Raw genomic sequence first — 2,198 nt, forward strand, 5'->3', positions numbered from 1 at the left:
CAACACCCACAAGAAGAACGAGCACTGGCTCAAGGCCCACCCCAATGTGAGCTTTCATTTCACGCCGACGAGCGCGTTCTGGCTCAATCAGGTCGAGGTCTGGTTCTCGATCCTGCAAGGGCAGTCGCTCAACGGCGCTTCCTTCACAAGCCTGACGCAGCTCCAGGAGCACATCGAGGCCTACATTGACGCATACAACGAAAGCGCCACGCCCTTCGTGTGGACCAAGAAAAACGTTCGGCAGCGCCGATTCAAAGGCCGCCGTATCACTCAGCTCTGATTCCGGGTACTAGACCAGAGCGGCAATGACAGCCGCAAGACGCCTACCAAAATCGTCAGTCGCGACACCCGCGCTATCGCCCCGCCTGATCGCGAGCCTGATTTGAACGCAGGCTTGCCGTGGTCGGACATAGCGGAGGAGGACCTGCGCGCAGCCTGAAAACCGGAGCCGTTCTCGGCGAGCTGTGCCGCTATATCTGTCCGCGAATGGGAGGAGATCACGGCGAAATGCCGTGAGTTGGACCTGGACCTGATCAGGCAACCGCAGCGTCCGCGAAGATGCATGCACACGGCGCTGCGCTGTTGTCAATTTATTGCAGTGAAGCAGGATCGATCTGCATGAGAGCGGCACCCCACCCTTCGTGCGGCTGCTCACCGGCGAAGATCTGCTCCGTCAATAAATCAGCGTGAAAGATAACCAGGCCGCGACGGTCGCGCAGAGACAAATTCCAAGATAAGGCAATGCAAGGCGCATCGGGATTCCCTTCCGAAACGCAAATATGAGTAAGCTTCTCATGTTTGGCGGACGGCGACTAGGAATCTAGGGTTGCAATCCTGGCGGCTTAGGAACTCGCGCATAGGCGGCGACGGCGCCATTGATGGATCCAGAGATCGAGGATGTAGTGCAGAAAGATGTTGGCGAGGAGCGGACTGATGCCCGCCCCTGCGGGGTACCCCTGTCCGTTTCTTGCTTCTCGCCGCTCTCAAGAACGCCGGCCCGCAGCCACAGCTCTATAAGCCGCAATATGCGAGGATCGGCGATCCTGTGCGCCACCATCCGCAGCAGCCACTCGTGGTCGACCGAGTCGAAGAAGCTGCGTATGTCGGCATCGCACCCAGTTGACGCGCTGGCTCATGATCGCCGTGTGCAACGCGTTAAGCGCCATATGAGGATTCCGCCCCGGCCGGAAGCCGTAGGAGAACGCGAGGAAGTCGGCCTCATAGACGGCGCTCAGCACCTCGGCTACCGCGCTTTGGACAATCTTGTCCTCTAGCGCCGGCACACCGAGAGGCCGCTTACCGCCATCGGCTTTTGGGATGTAGACTCGTCGTACCGGGTGTGGCCGGTAGCGACCCGTGTGGACGCGTCCGCAGAGCTCCCGAATGTTATCCGTGAGCCTCTGTTCGTACTTCGCCACTGTTACCCCATCGACCCCCGCGCTGGCCTGCCGCTTTTGTCGTCGAAACGCCCGAAGCAGAGCGTCCTCGTCGATGTGGTGCAGCAAGGCTGTGAACCGGGTTTGGGCAGCCTGCTTGGCTGCCGCGTTCACCCGTTCGAGGTTCGCGGCAAGGCAACCCGGCTCTGTGTCCGGACCCTGGCCTTCTCGCGCGGGCTCCCCTCGGGCTGGCCCCTTCCCTCCATGCGTCTCGTTTCCTTCGACGACTTCACAGGTACTATGGACCAGTCCGACTCCCGACCTCAGCTCGGACCGCGGCTCTGGCACTGCCTTGCCGCTGCCCCCCACTGGAGACCGATCCAGTGGACCCGGTCGGGCCTCTCATGTTCCGATGATTGCCTTCCATGCGTGATGCGGCCATCGACCCCGACGGAGCGGCATCGTCTCGCATAACGACAATGCTCATGCTGCCTTCGTGCTTAGGGAACACACTCGGCCTCCGCGAACATCCACCTTTCGAGGCTCGTTCCCGCACCCCGCATGGCTCCTGTCTACACTTCAGACCTCGCGTTGCCGCGACGCCCGCAAGACTCGGTCCCGGCTTGCCTGCTACGGCTTTGGCCGGATGGGACTTGCACCCACAAGCACTCATCAGCTTGGCATGTCGTACTCCCCGGTGGTGGTGTAGTTCGGTAGAGCAAAGCCGCCCGGACGCGCGCCTCCAAATAGCGCCGTAGCGGGCGGGCGGCTTTGCGGTGGTCACCGGCAGTTCTCCGGTAGGATCGGGTTGCGATACGCCAA

The 2,198-nt window shown here is 61.5% G+C and carries 1 protein-coding gene and 1 pseudogene; both read left to right on the forward strand.

Annotated features, from left to right (window positions below):
• Nucleotides 1–280 (forward strand): annotated as a pseudogene (locus AC0L2O_RS36065) (IS630 family transposase); the annotation flags it as partial.
• 598 nt (nt 281–878) lie between these two features.
• The gene (locus AC0L2O_RS36070; RefSeq protein ID WP_473373104.1) at nt 879–1,274 is read left to right on the forward strand and encodes a hypothetical protein; all 396 of its coding nucleotides are present in this window, start codon (nt 879–881) and stop codon (nt 1,272–1,274) included.
• Nucleotides 1,275–2,198: the final 924 nt, after the last annotated feature.

The sequence above is a fragment of the Bradyrhizobium sp. Kon10 genome (assembly GCF_055807395.1).